The sequence below is a fragment of the Butyricimonas paravirosa genome (assembly GCF_032878955.1).
Lineage (GTDB): Bacteria > Bacteroidota > Bacteroidia > Bacteroidales > Marinifilaceae > Butyricimonas > Butyricimonas paravirosa.
Genome location: NZ_CP043839.1, coordinates 4,677,040 through 4,695,660, shown reverse-complemented (window position 1 = coordinate 4,695,660; position 18,621 = coordinate 4,677,040). Strand labels below are relative to the sequence as shown.

At 42.4% G+C, this 18,621-nt stretch carries 12 protein-coding genes; 1 reads left to right on the top strand and 11 read right to left on the bottom strand.

The window, feature by feature from the left end; translation table 11 throughout:
• Positions 1-4: 4 nt before the first annotated feature.
• The 10 genes from F1644_RS18930 to F1644_RS18885 form a co-directional block, all read right to left on the bottom strand.
• Positions 5-3,055 (bottom strand): efflux RND transporter permease subunit, encoded by a 3,051-nt coding sequence (locus F1644_RS18930; protein WP_087421758.1) that lies wholly within the window; start codon positions 3,053-3,055, stop codon positions 5-7.
• Positions 3,056-3,209: 154 nt separating this feature from the next.
• The gene (locus F1644_RS18925) at positions 3,210-4,286 is read right to left on the bottom strand and encodes an efflux RND transporter periplasmic adaptor subunit (RefSeq protein WP_087421907.1); all 1,077 of its coding nucleotides are present in this window, start codon (positions 4,284-4,286) and stop codon (positions 3,210-3,212) included.
• A 151-nt stretch (positions 4,287-4,437) separates the two neighbouring features.
• The gene (locus F1644_RS18920) at positions 4,438-5,364 is read right to left on the bottom strand and encodes a magnesium transporter CorA family protein (RefSeq protein ID WP_087421757.1); all 927 of its coding nucleotides are present in this window, start codon (positions 5,362-5,364) and stop codon (positions 4,438-4,440) included.
• A gap of 137 nt (positions 5,365-5,501) precedes the next feature.
• Positions 5,502-6,515: an endonuclease/exonuclease/phosphatase family protein gene (locus F1644_RS18915; RefSeq protein WP_118304898.1), complete on the bottom strand. Its 1,014-nt coding sequence runs from the start codon at positions 6,513-6,515 to the stop codon at positions 5,502-5,504.
• Positions 6,516-6,517: 2 nt separating this feature from the next.
• Positions 6,518-9,622, bottom strand: a complete 3,105-nt coding sequence (locus F1644_RS18910; protein WP_118304897.1) for an ATP-binding protein — start codon at positions 9,620-9,622, stop codon at positions 6,518-6,520.
• Positions 9,623-9,710: 88 nt separating this feature from the next.
• Positions 9,711-10,067: a carboxymuconolactone decarboxylase family protein gene (locus F1644_RS18905; RefSeq protein WP_087421754.1), complete on the bottom strand. Its 357-nt coding sequence runs from the start codon at positions 10,065-10,067 to the stop codon at positions 9,711-9,713.
• A 17-nt stretch (positions 10,068-10,084) separates the two neighbouring features.
• Positions 10,085-11,419 (bottom strand): RIP metalloprotease RseP, encoded by a 1,335-nt coding sequence (gene rseP / locus F1644_RS18900; protein ID WP_118304896.1) that lies wholly within the window; start codon positions 11,417-11,419, stop codon positions 10,085-10,087.
• A 16-nt stretch (positions 11,420-11,435) separates the two neighbouring features.
• Positions 11,436-12,602 (bottom strand): 1-deoxy-D-xylulose-5-phosphate reductoisomerase, encoded by a 1,167-nt coding sequence (locus F1644_RS18895; protein ID WP_087421752.1) that lies wholly within the window; start codon positions 12,600-12,602, stop codon positions 11,436-11,438.
• A gap of 33 nt (positions 12,603-12,635) precedes the next feature.
• The gene (locus F1644_RS18890) at positions 12,636-13,502 is read right to left on the bottom strand and encodes a M23 family metallopeptidase (protein WP_087421751.1); all 867 of its coding nucleotides are present in this window, start codon (positions 13,500-13,502) and stop codon (positions 12,636-12,638) included.
• A 212-nt stretch (positions 13,503-13,714) separates the two neighbouring features.
• Entirely contained in the window at positions 13,715-14,953 is a 1,239-nt protein-coding gene (locus F1644_RS18885) for a mechanosensitive ion channel family protein (protein WP_229128227.1), read from the bottom strand.
• 218 nt (positions 14,954-15,171) lie between these two features.
• Here F1644_RS18885 and F1644_RS18880 point away from each other — a divergent pair, with 218 nt between their 5' ends.
• A complete protein-coding gene (locus F1644_RS18880; RefSeq protein ID WP_118304895.1) occupies positions 15,172-17,988 on the top strand; it encodes a M16 family metallopeptidase in 2,817 nt (938 codons plus the stop codon).
• 93 nt (positions 17,989-18,081) lie between these two features.
• On the opposite strand, the gene F1644_RS18875 is transcribed toward F1644_RS18880, so the two are convergent.
• A complete protein-coding gene (locus tag F1644_RS18875) occupies positions 18,082-18,369 on the bottom strand; it encodes an HU family DNA-binding protein (protein ID WP_087421749.1) in 288 nt (95 codons plus the stop codon).
• Positions 18,370-18,621: the final 252 nt, after the last annotated feature.

The window sequence follows — 18,621 nt, the reverse complement described above, 5'->3', positions numbered from 1 at the left end:
TTGTTCAATCTTCTATCTCTTCTATTATTTTTACTTCTTTCGACGAGAGGTAGGTGTAAATAGCCGGGATCACGAAGAGTGTCAACAGCGTGGAGCATACCATACCTCCCACGACCGCAATACCCATGGCAACACGGCTCTCCGCTCCCGCACCCGTGGCCATTGCCATCGGAAGAATACCTAACACGGTAGACAAGCTCGTCATCAGGATCGGACGTAAACGAGACACGGCAGAATCCTCGATCGCCTCACGCATGGATAAACCGGCTAACTTACGCTGGTTGGCAAATTCCACGATCAAGATACCGTTCTTCGAAACCAGTCCGACCAACATGATAATTCCGATCTGGCTGAAAATGTTCATGGTCTGCCCGAAATACCACAAAGCAACCATTGCTCCGATCAATGCCAACGGAACTGTAAACATGATGATTAACGGATCACGGAAACTTTCGAACTGTGCGGCAAGTACCAAATAGATAAATACCAACGCCAACATGAAGGCGAACATCAAACTGGAAGAACTTTCCACGAAGTCCTTGGATGTTCCCGATAACGTGGTTTTAAAGTCATCGCTCAAGACCTCTCCTGCAATACGATCCATCTCTTCCAGACCTTGAGAAAGGGTCACGCCCTTTGCCAGTCCGGCAGAAACAGTTGCCGACACGAAACGGTCATAACGGTATAGCTGTGGCGGCATGGAACTTTCGGACGTTGTAATCAGGTTATCCAAATGAATCAGGTCTCCATTATTATTCCGCACGTATATTCCTTTCAAGTCACTTGGTTTATTCCGATCCTGACGTTCCAATTGGGAAAGTATCTGGTACTGTTTTCCATTCATGATGTAATAACCCACCCGTTGTTCACTCATGGTCAACTGAAGTGTTTTGGCTATGTCCTGCACGGAGACTCCCATACTGGCAGCCTTGTCCCGGTCAATATTAATGGTCAATTCCGGTTTCGTGAATTTCAGGTTCAAATCAGATGCCGAGAATACCGAACTCTTGTTCACCTCGTCCATAAAGATAGGTAATATCGCCTTCAAATCATCCAGATTTTTCGCTTGAATAACATATTCAACCGGAAGTCCCCCCCGCCGACCGCCAAAGGTCTGTTGCTGGGAAACCAAGGTACGGCCTCCGGTAAATTCACGCACTTGTACTGCTAACTCGTCGGAAATTTCCTGTTGGGTACGCTTCCGCTTGTCGGCATCAACCAACCATAATTGCAAACTTGCCCGGTTCGTTTGTCCGCCCCCGACAAATTCAATTACCTTCTCTTGTTCCGGCACCGTCTCTTCTATGAAAGTCGAGATTTCATCTGCATAACGAGCCATGTACTCGTAAGTAGCACCTTCCGGAGCGACAGAATTCAAACGAATATTCGAACGGTCCTCCAAAGGAGCCATTTCCGAAGGAATCAATAACCACAAGAAATAAATGGCTACACCGGAAGCCCCGAGTATAATGATTGACCAATAACGAACTTTCAAAAATCGTTGTAACCAACGACGGTACACCCGGTTCATTCCCTCGAAGAAAGGTTCTGTTTTCCGGTAAAACCAGTTTTGCGTGGCATTCCGGGTCAATAGTTTCGTGGAGATCATCGGCGTAAATGTCAACGCCACGAAAGAGGAAACTACCACGGCTCCGGCAATCACCACGCTAAATTCACGGAACAAACGCCCCGTGGTTCCTTCCAAGAAAACGATCGGAAAGAACACGGCTACCAACACCACTGTCGTCGCGATAACGGCAAAAAATATCTCGTTTGATCCCTTGAATCCCGCCTGCAACGGGGACATACCTTGCTCTATTTTCGTGAATATATTCTCCATGACCACGATAGCATCGTCAACCACCAAACCGATGGCCAGCACGACGGCCAGTAAGGTCAATATATTGATGGTGAACCCAGCCACGTACATGATAAAAAAGGATGCAATCAATGATACGGGGATTGCCAAAACGGGAATTAACGTCGTCCGCCAACTCCGCAAGAAAAGGAAAATGATCAAAACAACCAAAAGGAAAGCCTCGAAAATCGTGTCCTCTACCTCGTTGATTGAACTCCGGATAAATACCGTGTTGTCGAAGGCTATCGTGGCATCAATATCTTCCGGCAGGTCCTTTTCCAAATCCTGCATCACGAGATAGGCCCGGTCCGCAATATCAATGTAGTTTGCTCCCGGCTGGGGAATCAAAGCACACATCACCATGGGAAGGCCGTTACGCTTGGCTATACTCCGGGTGTTCTCGGCATCCACTTCCGCCACACCAATATCTTTAAAACGGACAATTTTTGATCCTTCTCTCGAAATAACCAAGTTATTGAAATCCTCGATCGACATTAATCGTCCCAAGGTACGGATTGTCAACTCGGTATTGTCTCCTTCCACTCGCCCGGAAGGTAATTCGATGTTCTCTTTTTCAACGGCAGACTGCACGTCCATCGGGGTCAACCGATGTGCTGCCAGTAAAGCCGGGTCCATGCGCAAACGCACGGAATAACGTTTTTCTCCCCAAATATCCACGCTACTCACACCGGGGATAGTCTGTAACCGTTCTTTGTAATAGCGTTCGGCATATCCGCTCAGGTCGATCAACGAACGTTGACCACTACGCAAAGAAACAGCAAAAATAGGTTGGGCATCCGCATCCGCCTTGTACACGGTCGGGGGATCTATATCCTGCGGTAACCGACGTAACGTTCCGGAAACTTTGTCCCGGACGTCATTAGCTGCCGTTTCCAAATCCACGCTTAATTCGAATTCTATCGTGATCCGGCTCTGCCCGTCACGGCTCGTACTACTTAACGAACGGATTCCCTGTATACCGTTAATAGCCGATTCCAGAGGCTCGGTAATTTGTGTTTCAATAACATCGGCGTTAGCCCCCACGAACGAGGTCGACACGGATATTACCGGGGGGTCCACGCTAGGGTAGTCACGCACGCCTAAATATAGCAACCCGATGGAACCGACAATGACTAAAATCAAGTTTAACACGGTTGCCAGCACCGGACGCTTTATACAGGTTGAAGATAAACTCATACCACTGATTAATTTTAGATTTATGATTTTAGATTTTAGATTGCATGATTCAGTGATCTTAGATTTTAGATATTGTAATTCTATTCATTCTAAATTTTAAATTCTAAACTCTACATTACCTGAAGCACTAAATTTTAAACTCTAAACTTTTTCTCTATTTATTCAACTTGACATTCACGATCATTCCCTCACGCAATTGCATCAAGCCTCCCGTTAACACGGTGTCACCCACCTGTATTCCGGAAGTTACTTCCACGAACTGGGAATCCCGACTGTCTGTTTGCACGGGTACGCTGGTAGCCTTTTTATTTTTCACTACCCACAAACGTTTCCCATCCATCTCCGGCACGACGGCCTCTGTCGGAACAAGTATATATTTCAAATTCTCAGCCGTCATCAATTCCCCTTTCACGAACATTCCGGCTACAAGATTTTTAGTATTCCGGTAACGAGCCCGCAGATTTATAGTATGAGTTGCCACGTCTGCCTGTGGATCAACAGCATACACTTCCGCCTCGATCTGATGTTCCATACCGCTAGGCTGGAAGGTAAGTTTTCTACCCACTAAAGGCAGATCAATATATTTTTCAGGAATAGAAAATTCAATTTTCAGATAAGAGTTATCAACAATCGTGGACACCTTAGTACTCGGTTGCAAGTAACTCCCCTCACTCACGAAACGGAATCCCATTCGACCGTCAAAGGGAGCCCGGATTTCAGTTCGAGCAATTTTAACCTTTAATAATTCAATATCAGCCAGATTCATATTGTACTCGGTCTCCAACTGTTGAAATTCTTCCACGCTGATGGATTCCCGTTTTAATAGTATCCGCTGTCTTTCCAATTTGGCAGCCAATAATTCTTTCTGGAATTCGGCACGAGCGAGTTGAGCCTGCAAATCCGAATCATCCACTTTCACCAACAAGGTTCCTTTCTTCACCAACGTCCCTTCTTCAAAAGCGATCTTCACAACTTTACCGGCCGTTTCCGAAACCAGTTCGACTTCTTCATTTGCAACCAATAATCCCGTTACGGGAATTCCATTACCGGAAGTTGACATAGATGCCACGATACCCGATACCGGTAAAGCTCCCCGGTTAGCCGCCTTGGGAGCTGTTGTCGGGGTTGACGTCTCTTTATCCGAAGAAAAATCCAAACGAGGGATCACGATCGCTCCCACGATCACGACCGGAATTCCAATTTGTAAAACTCTCTTTAAACCTTTGTTCATATTTTTAATCATTACATACCAAAAATGCCTGTTTCAGCCGAGCCTAGACAAGTATTCACAACACTGTTGTTATGACATCAAATATCCCCAAAAGTTTATCAACAAACCGTTAATAGTTTGTTAAAATAACGAGATGTTTTAGATATTTTATTTAAAACCAATGGCGCCATTTAAACACGATGAAACCGAAGACGGAAAAGAGTATCGAGATAACAATCACGATCAAAAATCCGTATGGATTTTCCTCCAAAGAGTTCGGGACATTCATCCCGTACAAACTGGCAATCAAGGTCGGTAACATTAATATAATCGAGATGGACGTCATCCGTTTCATCACGATATTCAAGTTATTGGAAATTACCGAAGCATAGGCATCCATTGTACCGCTTAAAATATCGCTATAAATACGGGCCGAATCCTGAGCCTGCCGCAATTCGATCTCCACGTCCTCCACCAAATCCTCGTCGAAAAATTGCCGCTGCACTTTCAAGGTCTTCATTTTGATCAACAAATTATCATTCCCACGCAAAGAAGTGATAAAAAATACCAACGATTTCTCGATTTTTAGCAACCGTTGTAATTCTTCATTCCGGATGGAACGTTCCAATTCGACCTCTGCCATGTGCATCTGGGCATTGATTTGTTTCAAGTATTTCAAATACCACACGGAGGCAGAAAGAAACAAACGGAAGACAAGATCCCAGTTATTGGCAATCTCCAAGTTTTTACGAATCACGTAATTGATGAAATCGGGAATCATTTCTGTCTCGTAATAACACACGGTTACGAACATATCCTCCTTCACGATAATCCCCAAAGGCACCGTGATGAAAGGAATACTTGTATCTACCGACTTAAAAGGAATACGCAGGATCATCAGCGTCCATCCATCCTCTACTTCCAAACGGGAACGCTCGTCCACGTCTTCAACGTCATCAATAAAAGCCTCCGGAATTCCCATTTCGTCGATCAGGTAGCGAAGATCGTCCTGAGTGGGTGAAACAACATTAATCCAGCAATTGGGTTCCCATACTTTCTTTTCCACGAACCCTACTTTACCCATTAGGAAAGTTCTCATAATAATCCTCCTTCAATTTATGAATAGAGGCATTTATCGAGAACCCCTATTCAGATTAATACTGTTGATGATAGTCGTCCATATCTTGTTCTATGAATTTTGCCACAAAAGTAATCTTTTATTTTTAAAAACAGCAATTATTTCTTTAAATCGATAAAGACCGGAAGATGATCGCTATATCCTCCAATGTAGTGAGGCCCCCGATAGGTCGGTTTCGGACGAACACCGAAAGTCCCTCGCTCTTCTTCAAGTAGAAAATCCGCATCATAGATACCCATTCTTCGGGATACCTGCAAATCAGCTTTCCCGTTCAACAGGTTCCCGGAAACGATGATGTGATCCAGCGTCTGCCACTCTCCCTGGTAACGATAACTACCATAGTTTTTCCCCAGCAAGTAATACCCGGTGTTGTAAAAGTTTTCAGATTTAATTGTCCCGGATTCCGGATCTTGAGTTTTCAACGCCTTTTGCGCGGGTGTATTCGCCCGCCCGTTCAAATCTCCCAAAATCAAAATCATGGCCCGGGGATGAAGATCCTGTATAGAATCCACCTTCTGCCTCACGACAGACGCCGCTTTTACCCGTTTCCATTCACTTTTCGCCTCCCCACCCCGCATGGAAGGGAAATGACAAACAAAAACATGAAGAGTATCGTTTGGGGCCGATATCCCCTCACAATAAAGTATATCCCGGGTAGTCTCCCCGCTTTTCAAACGGACTGGAAAGAAAGCGTTATGCAATAACCGGAATGAATTTTTCCGATAGAGTAAGGCAACATCAATTCCCCTTGCATCCGGGGAGTCGGCATGTACAATACCATAATCACCATCCGCCAACACCGTTTTGTTTACCAAGTCGGAAACAACATCCCGATTCTCCACCTCGCTCAAGCCGATGAGTAGCGGAAACTTTCCCGCCCCGAGACTGTTTAACACTTTCGAGATATTGAGTAACTTTCGGGTGTAACGTTCCCGATTCCAATGCTGTTTTCCCCGGGGAGTAAAATCGTCATCTGCCGTCAGCGTGTCGTTTCGGGTATCAAATAGATTTTCCGTATTATAGAACACGACTCGTTCCCGCACCCCCGTCTGGGCGTATGAAACACAGGAGACACACAATAAAAATACCTCGATGCAGGCCTTTAGAAACATCACTAGAGTAAAATAAGATGTTTCTCCAACAAAGCGATAATTTTACTCCTTAATAAATTTGCATTAATCGGTTTTGCCGTGTAGCCGTCAAACCCGCTGGCCATGATTTTCTCTTCATCAGAGGCATAAGCATAGGCTGTAACCGCAATCACGGGAACCGTCCCGGAAATCTTGCGGATTTCCTGCACGGCTTGAAAACCATTCAACTCCGGCATATTTATATCCATTAAAACCAAATGTGGATCGTGTTCTTTAAACAATTCAACGGCCTCCCGGCCATTCCACGCGTGTATCAATTGATAATCCTTTTTCAATATGGATTCAAAAAGCATGTAATTACTCGGATTATCTTCAGCAACCAGTATCTTAAGTTTATTTTTCTCGACTACTTGCTGAACGATTTTCTCTTCCTTTATTTCTTGACAATGCAATTTTACAGCCACATAAGGAATCGTAAACCAAAAAGTTGTTCCTTGTCCTACTTCCGATTCCACCCCGATTTTACCACCCATCCGTTCCACGATAGTTTTACAGATAGACAAACCAAGCCCTGTTCCCTGTGCAAAATTGTTCAACTTCACGAATCGTTCAAACACGGCATCTTTTTTATCCGCGTCAATACCGCATCCCGTGTCGGACACATAAAAATAAAGAGAGTCTTTCTCCAAAAGATGATAACCGAAACGAATCGTTCCTTCTTTCGTGAATTTTATCGCGTTATTGATCAGATTGGAAATCACTTGTGTTAATCGATTTTTCTCTGAACGAATGCAACAATCCGGAAGATATTCATCAAATTTAATTTCAACTTTTGCGGAAGTTAATCGTAAACAAGAGGTTTGTTCTAATCCTCGCATCAGGGCATTTAAGTCAAATTCCGAATAGGCAAACTCCATCGAACCGGACTCAATCTTGGAAAGATCAAGAATATCACTAATTAATTGCAAAAGTAAGGTGTTATTATTCTCGATAATATTAATGTATTCCCGTTTCTCCTCTTCAGCTTCCGTCGATGCCAATATATTAGAGAATCCGACGATAGCATTCAACGGGGTACGAATTTCGTGACTCATATTAGCAAGAAAGGCAGATTTTAACCGGTTGGATTCTTCCGCATGTTCTTTCGCGTCACGCAAAGCCAGTTCCATCTGTTTTCGAGTGGTAATCACAACCGAGGATCCCACCAAAGATAAAGGTTTCCCATTTTTATCCCGCTGATCCACGGTAGCCTGCGCCTCTACCCATTCGTAAGAATAATGATGTTCACTTTTATCCAAAACCCGGTATTCCTCCCTGATCTTGGCTACTTTTCCGGCAATTAAAGCCGAATAAGCCGCTTTTACACGTTCTCGATCGTCTTTATGTATCTTTGAAAAATATTGTTCTTCAGGAACCGCTAAAGAATCCTCATTATCAGTACAATGTTTTAGTTCAATCGGACGATTCACATCACACAAGACGGTATGTCTTTCCAAATCCCAACGCCAAGGAGTTATATTCGCCACGTCGAGAGCCATTGACAATTTATAGTTCACGGATTCCAACATAGATCTTGTTTTCCGCAAATCAGTGACATCCACGCAAAAAATATCGACCATTCCTTTTTCCGTGGATGCGATATTTATTATTTCATAGTATTTCTGTGTTGCACTGTAATAATATTCAAAGGTAAATGACTTTTTCTCGATAAACATTTTTTTGTACAACACGACGAACTCGTTATATCGACTTCCCCGTAGTTCACTGCCTTTTTTACCGACCACCTTCTCCGCTTTGGCAAAACATTCTTCAAACATCGGGTTTACTTCTTCCACTTGATAATCCACGACATCCCCTTTTGCATTATAAATCAACCGATGTTTCATGTAAGCCAGCGGCATATTCGTGAAAAGCGCTTTATATTTTTCCAGAAGAACCAACTCCCGATCGTGTAACACTCTCTCTTTTTTCAACAACCGTAACCGTATCCATAACAGATACGTGATAAATAGTAAAACGATAATGGCTAGTAACATATAACGAGCCTGCTCCCAGAATCCTTCCGGGGCAAATAAATAAACCGCATTATCCGGATACAAAGAAGTCGGGATTCCGGCCTTCTGAAGAATCGGATAAGAGAGATAATAATTCGGTTTTCCCGCCACCTGCAAAGGAATATCTTTTGCCTCCTTTCCATCCAAGACCTCCCTTAACGTCCGCGTGACCGTATGTGCAAAATCTTTGCCCAAGTAAAAATATCCTCCAGCCATATCCCCATCATGGATTCCATTATCTTCCAACGTAAAAACCGGGTGATTATCGAAATAACTGATAGCTTTATGGTTGTTCGTGGACAAATATTTATTTCCGGCAATTTCCTTACGTTGAACCCATGAAAAATAAAGTAACCCGACCTCATTCATGTCATACGAATAAATAGAATCCAGCATTTGATCCATATTTATCTGCCCTTCAATAAAATAAGACACATCCAAATCCGGAAAATATGTCTCGCACACGTGTCTCATTTTCTCCCGTATCTGCGCACTCACGTAGTGTCTATCCGATATTAAGACAATCTTCTTCATGTTCGGGAGCAAACGTTTCATTTCGTCAATCGTTTCCCGGATATAAACGGGACACTCGATAAGCGTAACATTCAATCCGTTCAATTTATCCTGTAAAGGGATAATATCCTTCGGGTTGATCTCTTCTCTTTTCAACATGACATCTAACGGACCGACATAATCTTCCCGCACACAAAGAATAACAGGAACATCTTTCCAGATTTCTTTAAAAACATCCTCGAACACGCACCAGATACTATTTCCCAACATGACAACACATCTGGGAGCGGTATCATATTTTGCCAAAATATAATCCCTTCTTTTCTGCAATCCCGTCACACTATCCTCCAAAAGCATGTTCAAGGATTCAACCCAAATATCTTCTTTTATCGAATGATCTTTTCGTATACTGTCGATAGCATGGTTTGCCCACACATCAGATTCTGCATAAGAATTCAGAATTAATATATACCCTCGATCATGGATATTCGCTTTTGTCAAAAAAACATGACAACAACAAATAAACAATAAGCTTATCCGCAAAACATTTTTCGTCGACATGACAATTCCCTTTATACAAATATTGCACAAAGGTATAAAATCTATTTATGAACCCATCCTATTTTGCTCGAATTCGGCAATATATTAATTAGTCATTCCCGGCCATTCCCTGCAACTCCTCCCAATATTCCAAAGCCCGCCGTGTATGAGGGATCACGATGGTTCCTCCCACCAGATTGGCAACAGAGAATATTTCGAACAACTCTTCCGTGGTCACCCCGTACTGATGACATTTTTCCAAATGATATTTGATACAATCATCACAACGCAACACCATTGACGTCGCTAATCCCAACATTTCTTTTACTTTTGAGGATAAAGCTCCGTCCATATATGTATTGGTATCCAGATTATAGATCCGTTTGATCACTTTATTATCGGCTGCCAGTATTTTCTCGTTCATTTTAGCCCGGTATGCCCGGAATTGCTCAACCATTTCACTCATAATTGTACATTTTATAGCTAAACAAATAATTTCAATATATCGTTGATGTTCGCGAACAACAACAAGAACAACAAGAAGAACATTCCCACGATCTGGGCGTTCTCCATAAATTTCTCATTCGGCTTGCGACGTGTTATCACCTCGTAGAGCAAGAACATCACGTGCCCTCCATCCAATGCCGGAATAGGTAAAAGGTTCATTACGCCCAGAATAATGGACAACATGGCCGTTAATTCCCAGAAAGCCCGCCAATCCCACACGCTGGGGAATATGTTCCCGATAGAAATAAATCCTCCCACGGACCTGAAAGCTTCCGGGTTTTTAAATAATTTGAATTGTTTCAGATAGGACTTGATCCAGTCAAATCCCATGTTAATTCCCGCGGGGATAGCACCAAAGAAGGAGTATTCTTTCACGGCGTACTCGAAATCGTTTATCACTTTCGGATACACCCCGATCACTTTACCACTTCCAAGAGCAATAGGGATAGAAAGGGTATCGCTCCCACGCAATACTTTTGTATTCAATATACTGTCCCGGTGTGAACGTATCAAATCAATATACTCGTCATAGAAAGTAAATGAATGTCCGTCTAATTCCAGCACCCGGTCTTCTTCCAACATTCCGGCATTCCGGGCAGGTGATTCATCGGCAAACCCTTGTATCGAACCGTCATATTTATAACGGGGTGTCAGTAAGGCTATCCGCTTAAACCCTTTCGAGGAATAGGCCAGCATCTCCCCGATCAATGTAGAAGGAAGATTTATATTCATCACCTGACCATCCCGCATAACCTGTATCGTCTTCGGGTTTTCCATTAAGATATACCCCGGAATTTCGAAGAAATTCTCTACTTTTTTATTGTCCAAGGATAAGATCATATCCCCATTTCGCAACCCGGCATTAAGTAACAAGGAGTCGCATACAACTCCATATTTCGCATTCTCGGTAGGCAAGTACTGCTCTCCCCACGCGTAAAGAATCATGATGTAAATGAAAAACGCCAGGATAAAATTAACAAGTACCCCGCCGATCATGATGATCAATCTTTGCCAAGCCGGTTTGGAGCGGAACTCGTAAGGTTTTGCCGGTTCTTTCATTTGCTCCAGATCCATGGACTCGTCAATCATTCCTGCAATCTTCACGTATCCGCCAAGAGGCAACCATCCCATCCCGTATTCAGTTTCTCCCCTTTTAAAACGAAACAGGGAAAACCACGGGTTGAAGAAAATAAAAAACTTCTCCACTCGTACTTTAAATATTTTTGCCGCCACAAAATGCCCCAACTCATGCAACATAACCAGAATCGAGAGGCTCAACAAAAACTGTAATATCTTTACTAATACATCCATATACCTATTTTAGATTTTAAATTTTAGATTTTAGATTGAGAAATTCCTCTTTTGCTATTCGTCGGCCTTCTTGGTCTGAAGCGATATAATCTTCCAAGGTAGGTTGGACAATATAACTCACTTTTTCCATCGTTCGTTCAATCACATCCGACATGGCCGTGAAAGAAATTTCATCTTTCAAAAAGGCTGCCACCATAATTTCATTGGCCGCATTTAACACGCAGGGGGCATTCCCTCCACGGTTCATGGCCTCGTAAGCCAATCCCAGATTTCGGAAGGTCGTTATATCCGGTTTTTCAAACGTGAGATCGGAATAAATACCAAAATCCAAACGCGGTATCTCCGAATGTACCCGTTCCGGGTAAGTCAGTGCATACTGGATCGGCAAACGCATATCCGGAACTCCCAACTGTGCCTTTATATTTCCATCCTGAAACTGAACCATCGAGTGAACAACGGATTGCGGGTGTACTAACACCTCTATTTGTGAAGGTTTTACTCCAAACAACCACTTTGCCTCGATCGCCTCGAAACCTTTATTCATCATGGATGCGGAGTCGATGGTAACCTTTGCCCCCATGTTCCAGTTCGGGTGTTTTAATGCTTGTGCTGCCGTTACGGACTTCAAATATTCATAATCCCGTCCCCGGAAAGGTCCACCGGACGCTGTTAATAATATCTTCTCCACCGGGTTGTTGTGTTCGCCCACCAAACACTGGAATATAGCCGAGTGTTCGGAATCCACGGGTAATATCGCCACCTTGTATTCCTCAACCAACCGGTTAATTAAATCTCCGGCAACAACTAAGGTTTCCTTATTGGCCAGAGCGATCGTCTTACCCGCCTTAATCGCGTTGATCGTGGGTAACAACCCGCTATACCCAACCATGGCAGTAACGACCACATCAATCGTGGATGTTTGCACGACTTGAGCAATAGCTTCGCTCCCGGCATATACCTTTATATCCTCGTCCTTCAATAACTCGGTTAACTCGGAATATTTTGATTCATTTCCGATCACAACCATGTTAGGCTTGAACTTTCTGGCTTGCTGTGCCAGTAATTCCACCTGATTATTTGCCGTGAGAACCTCTACATTAAACCGTTCCGGATTAGCGTCAATCACCTGCAATGTCTGCGTTCCAATTGACCCGGTAGATCCCAATATTGCTATATTTTTCATTTCAAAACAATCTCCAAAACCACTATTCGCGAATCATTTAAACTTAATGAATGTTTCCGGATTCAATGCTTTTCCCGCTTGCCACAACTCGAAATGTAAATGCGGTCCGGTTGTTTCTTCGCCCGTGTTCCCTACCACTGCAATCGCCTCTCCCGCACGAACAAAATCTCCCTGCTTTTTCAACAATACCGAATTATGCTTATATACTGAAACCAGATTTCCATTATGCTGTACTTGAATCACGTAACCCGTCTTAATTGTCCAATCCGTGAAAATGACCACGCCATCCAGCACGGACAAAACATTTGAATTTTGCTTGGCCACCAAATCCACCCCGTAATGACGAGTCGTTTCATCAAAATGATTGGTTACCACCCCATCCAATGGTGAGAAGAAATGATAAAAATCATCATCGGAAGAACTGACATGCCCAAGGGTTAAATTGTATTTTTCTTCTTTTTCCACGATTTCCCGAAAACCGGCCTCTTCTTCCGACATACCTAACATCGAAGTATCATAGGTTACCTTTACATTCTGCTGCATCGACACGAAACTCGTCGTGTCCAAGTTTTCGTCTCTCAAAATAGTTTGTATGGAATGGAGAAAACGATCCTTCTTCTGCACCTCGTTTAATAGGGAATCAACCCGTAGAGCGTTTTGTGTAATCTGACGTCTCAACTGTTGGCTCGGGTACCCCGGGATGAATTCCCGCAAATTCGTGAAAGCAATCAACATGATAGTCAATATAATCAAGACGACGGCCAATGTACTTAATGCCGTGAGAACGTGCAACGGAGAGAGCCGAAGGTGCATTACCTCCTCGTAAGTAGACTCGTTAAATATCGTCAACTTATAGCGGTTCCTCAGCTTATTCCAATATTTTCGTTTTTTACTGCTCATCCAATTATTTTTAGCCTTCAAAAATAGTATAAAAATCCAACTTTCCCAGCCAGAGGATTCATAAACTTTATCGAGGCAGTAGAAAAGAGTTTAGAATGAAAAAGATTTTGTAATTGCCGATTAAACGATTACGTGATTGAAAAGAGCATTAAATTGAGAGCAAGAATCACTGAATCGGAAATCATAAATCAAAAAATGGATCGGTTCTTGAATCAATTCGGGGTTTTGATAATCTCCGGGTATTGATAGATTCGCAAGTTAAAATAAGGAATCACGGCTAACAGATGATCGAATATATCGGATTGAACCTTCTCGTAGGCTACCCATTCTTGAATCCGGGAAAAACAATACACCTCCAGAGGAATACCTGTTGCCGTCGGTTGTAATTGCCGGACCATGTATGTCATATCTATATTCAAATCGGGATTGGCTTCCAGCCAGCGCACGGCGTACTGTCTAAACACGCCTAAATTCGTCAACTTCCGTTTATCCAACACGTCAGATATTCCTTTATTTTGTTCGTCCAACTTCGGCAACATATCTTCAATATACCCTTTCAAGACATTCGATTTACGTAAAGTATCGATTTCTTCATCCGAAAGAAAATGGACGGAAAGCATATCTATATTAATATAGCGCATAATCCGACGACCGGCAGACTCCTGCATTCCCCGCCAGTTCGTGAAAGAAGCGGACACTAACTGATAGGTGGGAATCGTCGTGATCGTCATATCCCAATTTTGTACTTTCACGGTATACAAGTTGATCTCCAACACCGTCCCGTTTGCATTATTGCTCGGCATCACGATCCAATCCCCGATACGCACCATCTGATTGGCCAGTAATTGAACTCCGGCCACAAAACCTAATATCGCATCTTTGAATATCAACATTAAAACCGCAGCAAACGCCCCCAACCCGACCAGTAAATTACGGGGGGACTCCCCGATAAACTCGCTGACGATTGTAATGATAATAGCAGAAATCACGAAAATTTTAATCACCTGCACGAAAACTTTTATCGGACGATCTTTCGCGATCGGGTACGAATCATAGATTCGGTTTATCGCATCCAGCACGGCAACAATCACGAAACCGGCAACCACGAGTATCCAAGCCACGATAAACCGATGAAAAAGTTCTATATGTTGCCACTTCCCGTACACGATTTTAAAAGCAAAATCTATAAATATCGGCGGTATCAGATTAAATATTTTCTGAAAAACACGCTCCTCGAAAAAAATATCATCCCATTTGGTTTTCGTACGACGCACCATTCCCCCGATCACCCGGGTTATTCCCTTGCGCAGAAAGAATGTAAATAAAAAAGCAATCAGACAAATGACTGCGATCTGCAAGAGGACCTCTACTGCCGAGGCCGTGGAAGGGTCTTTAATACCCAAATTCAACCAAGAAAACCATTTGTTTATATCTATTTTCAACAGCATCATATCTTTCCCAAAGTTTTACAGGCGTATACGATAAACCACCGGATAAGTTAAACCCCATTAACAACGAATCGTTCTAAATAATCTAAAAACCCCTCTATTTTTCCCTATTTTCACACTTAACCCCTAAATTAACGTTAAAGAATTAACGTATCAGAACAAAATTACTTACACTTTGCTATATTTGCAGACACAAACATTAAAACATTAAAATAATTCGTATGGCAAAAAAATTATTAATCGTGTGTGCTTTATTGGCATTGATCAGCACTAGCTTGTTCGCCCAATATGACATGAAGGCACCACTTCCCATGGATCCGAACGTTCGCATCGGGAAACTAGCTAATGGATTGACTTATTACATCCGCCATAACGCGGAACCCAAAGAACGAGCAAGTTTTTACATCATCCAAAACGTGGGAGCTATCCTGGAAAATGATGATCAAGACGGTTTAGCTCACTTCTTGGAACACATGGCATTCAACGGGACCAAGCATTTCCCGGGAAGAAAAGGTATTACCAACATGTTGGAAAAACACGGTGTTGAATTCGGAAGAAACGTGAATGCTTACACGGCACAAGACGAGACAGTTTACAATATCAGCGAGGTTCCTACAACCAATCCTGATTTATTAGATACTTGTCTACTCGTACTTCACGACTGGTCGCATTATCTTTTATTAGTCGATGACGAAATCGATGGCGAAAGAGGAGTTATCTCTGAAGAATGGAGAACCAGAAGAACCCCGAGTTTCCGTATCCGTGCCCAAATCATGCCGGTATTACTGAAAGACTCTAAATACGCGAAAAGAGATGTTATCGGTAACTTGGACATTATTAAGAATTTCAAATACCAAACCCTTCGTGATTATTATCACAAATGGTATCGTCCGGACCTGCAAGCTATCGCTGTTGTTGGTGATTTCGACGTAGACCAGATGGAGAAAAAAGTAAAAGAATTATTCTCCAAAATCCCGACTCCGGTGAATCCGGCCGTGAGAGAAGAGTTCACGGTTAACCCTCACGACGATATTTACTTCGTATGCGCAACGGACAAAGAAGTAACTCAATCGTCTGTCAGCGTGTATATCAAATACCCCTCTACCCCGAAAGAAGAAAAGAATCATGAATACCTGAAAAATAGTATTCTTCAATCTTTCTACAATACCATGTTGGGACAACGCGTTTCTGAATTACTTCAAAAAGGCAATCCTCCTTTCATTAACGCACAAGCCGGATTCGGTGGCGGCATTGTAAGAGGATGGAGTACTTATATTATTTCTACCACGGCAAAACCGAATGAAGAAGCAGCAGCACTGGAAGCTATCTATCGTGAAAACGAAAGAGTAAAGAAATTCGGTTTCACGGAAGGCGAGCTTGAAAGAGCAAAAACCAACATGCTAGTAGGTTTGGAATCTGCTTACAAACAAAAAGACAAAACTACCTCCGAAGATTATATCGGTGAGATGCAATCTAACTTCCTTGAGGGAGAGCCTATCATAGACTTCGATTACTATTACAATTTTGCTAAAGCTATTATCCCGACCATCACCGTGGATGAAGTTTCAGCTTTAGCTAAAAAACACCTTAACCGGAAAAACATGGTGATCGTGGCACAAGGCCCGTCTGAAGGAGTTAAACACATCACGAAAGAAGAAGCCATCGCCGTGTTGGACAAAGTTGAGAGTTCTAATTTAGAGCCTTATAAAGACCAAGTAACAGAGGCATCTTTAATCAACGAGGACTTGAAAGGTTCCAAGATTATCGCTACCAAAAAATTACCGCAATTCGATGCTGAAGAGTGGACCTTGGAAAACGGGGCAAAAGTAGTATTCCGCAAAGCCGACTACGAAAAAGACCAAGTACAAGTAAGTTCTTACAGTAAGGGTGGTACTTCATTATATGGTATCGACAAATTAGCATCTGCCCAAGTCACAGATCAATTTATCGGGGCTTACGGATTAGGAGACTATGACGCAATAACCTTGAGAAAATTATTAACCGGGAAACAAGCCCAAGCCGGTGTAAGCATTGGCGGTCTTTCAGAATCAGTCGGTGGTGCATCTACTCCGAATGATTTCGAAACCTTGATGCAGCTGATCTACTTGCGTTTCGAGAAGCCTCGTTTCGACAAAGAAGTACACAATACCATGATGCAACGTAACTACGCTGCCATCGAGAACTCAGCCAACAATCCTCAAAAGATTATGCAAGACTCTGTTAGCATGATCATGAGCAATTATAACCCGAGAACATTGTTGTTCGGTAAAGAATTTTTAGATAAAGTCAGTATTGAACAAATCGAGGAGATCTACCGCGACCGTATCAAAGACATCAGCGACTTTACATTCTTCATCGTGGGTAACATTGATGCAGAAACCGTAAAACCATTGGTTGAAAAATACTTGGGATCTGTAAAATCTTACAACCGGAAAGAAAATTGGGTGGATAACAAAGTGAGAGGACCGAAAGGAAGAACTGAAAAAGTTATTGAACTGGATCTGACCACTCCGAAAGCAACTGTAATCACCAGTTTCTCTAAAGAGATGAAAACAAGCATTCACGACAATCTTTGCTTGAATATCTTGAAAGGCGTACTGGATCAAAGATACATGACCAATATCCGTGAAAAAGAAGGTGGAACCTATGGTGTAGGTGTTCAATCTGGATCTTCTAAAGAACCGTACGAAAGCTACAGCATGAGCATGAGCTTTGATTGCGATCCGGATAAAGCAGAACATTTGAAATCATTAATCTATGCCGAAATCGACAAATTAATGAAGGAAGGTCCGACACAGGAAGAGATCGACAAGGTAACTACTATCCTGAAGAAAAATAATGAACAAAGCAAACCTCACAATGCATATTGGATGAGTGCAATTCAAACTTATTATCTTCGTGGAATTGATGTAACTGACCCGAAAAACTTCGATGATATTATTGACAAGATCACAACAAAAGACGTGAAGAAATTCACCCAGAAATTATTCAAGGGTGCCGATGTTGTTGATATGATCTTCCGACCGAAATCAAAATAAAATTAGGTTGCAATTTATATAAAAGGAAACGTCCGGGAATTACTCCCGGACGTTTCTTCATTCATACAGAATTCATCAAGTGATGAGTTCGAATTACTCCTCTCCTACTCCATCTGCCTTAAACTTAAATTGTTTCGCCACCCTAAAAATAACTTTTTTATTTTCGGGGTACAAAACGACTTTTTGGGTTGAAAGAACATATCGATGACGAACAGCACATTTTTTCACGTTGAAAGATCCAAAGCCCAAAACCCCCACATGCCCCTCTTCTTTTAACCCTTCTAACATCGTACTGAAAATTTCATCAAATACCATCGTCACATCCTTTTGTGACATGCCATTTTTTTTGGCCACAATCTTAACTATTTTTCTCTTGTCCATATCTAATTGTAAAATGATTTTTCCTCACACGATAAATACTGACTCATGTCTGTTCAACATTTATTCCTAACAAAGTTAGAGATTAAAAGATAAAATACAACATTTTCCATCCAAAATGCAACAATATAGCAAATATGACTACAAAATACTCCCTCAACAAACCGAGTCAACCGAAACTTCCGTTTTTTTTTGAAGATTACCCCAATAATCTATACGGAATAATTTACCAATACTTGTTTAAGGGAAAAAGAC